This window comes from Massilia sp. CT11-108 (assembly GCF_047302915.1).
In the GTDB taxonomy this organism is placed as follows: domain Bacteria; phylum Pseudomonadota; class Gammaproteobacteria; order Burkholderiales; family Burkholderiaceae_D; genus Telluria; species Telluria orientalis.
In genome coordinates this window covers 1-1,875 of the sequence record NZ_JBKYMO010000776.1, presented here as the reverse complement: position 1 = coordinate 1,875, position 1,875 = coordinate 1, and the positions used below count along the sequence as shown (strand labels likewise).

Annotated in this window: 3 protein-coding genes; 2 read left to right on the top strand and 1 reads right to left on the bottom strand. The window is 69.3% G+C overall.

Translation table 11 applies throughout. The annotated features are described in order from the left end of the window. A partial coding sequence (locus ACEN88_RS30545) for a LysR substrate-binding domain-containing protein (RefSeq protein WP_413345760.1) occupies positions 1-412 on the top strand: 412 nt, incomplete at its 5' end. Positions 413-478: 66 nt separating this feature from the next. Continuing rightward, positions 479-1,177: an aspartate/glutamate racemase family protein gene (locus ACEN88_RS30540; RefSeq protein WP_413345758.1), complete on the top strand. Its 699-nt coding sequence runs from the start codon at positions 479-481 to the stop codon at positions 1,175-1,177. A 3-nt stretch (positions 1,178-1,180) separates the two neighbouring features. Here ACEN88_RS30540 and ACEN88_RS30535 read toward each other — a convergent pair. Further along, the coding region (locus tag ACEN88_RS30535; RefSeq protein WP_413345756.1) for a BBE domain-containing protein at positions 1,181-1,875 on the bottom strand (695 nt) is incomplete at its 5' end.

The window sequence follows — 1,875 nt, the reverse complement described above, 5'->3', positions numbered from 1 at the left end:
CGTGACGGTCGCGAGCCCCGCCTACCTCGACCGGCGCGGCACGCCGGCGGTCCCGGCCGACCTCGCTGGCCACGAATTGATCATGTCGACGGCCGTACGCAGCGTGGCCGAATGGCGCTTCCGCGCGGACGGCCGCGAGCACGTGGTGCGCTACAGCCCGCGCCTGCGCATGAACGATACGGAAGCCATGCTGGCGGCCGCACGCGACGGCTTCGGCATCGCACGGGCGCTGTCGTACCAGGTCGAGCCGGATTTGCGGGCCGGCGTGCTGCGCCGCCTGCTCGTGGACTACGAGCCGGAACCGGCGCCCGTGCACCTCGTCATGCCCAGCAGCCGCCACATGGCGCCGCGGCTGCGCGCGTTCGTCGACTTCGCGGTGCGGGAATTCGCGGCGCTGGACGTGATCCGCTGACGCGCCGTCCGTGCGCGGGCGCACAACCGCTTATACTCGACGGCTACACACCGACAGGGGATACGCATGACGCAGAAGATCATCGGGATGCTGGGCGGGATGAGCTGGAAAAGCTCGGCCGAATACTATCGCCTCATCAACGAGGGCGTGCGCGACCGTCTCGGCGGCCTGCATTCGGCGCGCAGCCTCATGTGGTCGTTCGACTTCGACGACATCGCCGTCCTGCAGCGCGAAGACCGCTGGGACGATGCGGCGCGGCTGATGGTCGAGGCGGCGCAGCGGCTGCAGCGCGGCGGCGCCGATTTCCTCGTCATCTGCACGAACACGATGCACAGGGCGGCGCCGCAGATCGAGGCCGCCGTCGACCTGCCCCTGCTGCACATCGCCGACCCGACCGCCGCGCGCATCAAGGCTGCTGGATACGAGCGCATCGGCCTGCTGGGCACCGCCTTCACGATGGAACAGGATTTTTATAAAGGCCGGCTGGCCGACAGGCACGGCCTGGAGGTGCTCGTGCCCGATGCGGACGATCGCGCCACGGTCCATCGCATCATCTACGAGGAGCTCGTGCAAGGACACATCGAAGCGGCGTCGCGCGAGGCCTACCGCGGCGTGATCCGGCGCCTGGTCGCGGCCGGCGCGGAAGCGATCATCCTCGGCTGCACCGAAATCATGCTGCTCGTCGGGCCCGAGGACAGCCCCGTGCCACTGTACGACACGACGGGGCTGCATGCCGAGGCGGCCGTCGCGCTGGCGCTGGGGTGATCGTCACCCGCTTGGTGCGATGTTGTGATTGAAGCGGAACAGGTTGTCCGGATCGTAGCGACGTTTCACCTGCACGAGCCGGTCCCAGTTCGTGCCGTACGCCTCGTGGATGCGCGCCCCCTCGTCCTGAGTCAGGAAATTGATGTACACGCTGCCGGCCGCATACGGCGCCACGGCCGCAAAGAACTCCCGTGCCCAGGCCACGCAGCGCGCGTCGTCGGCGGCATCGAGCCAGCGCCCGTGCACGTTCATCGCATACATCACATTGCGGTGCGGATACGCGGTGGCGTCCACGGCCGGCTCGTTCGCGCGGCCGCCGATGAGGCCCAGGAAGATCTCGCACTGCGGCGTCGGCACCGCGGCGGCGTAGCGCAGCACGAGGTCGACGGCCTCGTCGGACAGCGTGGTGAAGTTGTGCGACTTCCAGTAATTGCGCGCGCCCGGCGCCAGCAGGGGGTCGAACGTCTTCTGCCACGCCGCGTACGGGACGGCGCCCACGTGTTCGCCCAGCACGTCGCCGAACGACCGCACGGGCGCCAGCACCGGCTCCGCTTCCTCCGGCGGGCGTGGCGAGAACACGGCCAGCGCGACGATGTCCTGGCCGTGCACGGCCTGCGGCAGGAACGGCAGCGGCGGCGCCTTGCGTAATACGGCCCAGATCGAGACGTCGTTCGGCAGCGTGTCCACGTAGTCGCGGT

What these genes read in the sequence shown, in the direction of transcription:
- ACEN88_RS30540 (WP_413345758.1), top strand. Translation starts at nt 479, where the DNA reads ATGACGCAGAAGATCATCGGGATGCTGGGCGGGATGAGCTGGAAAAGC.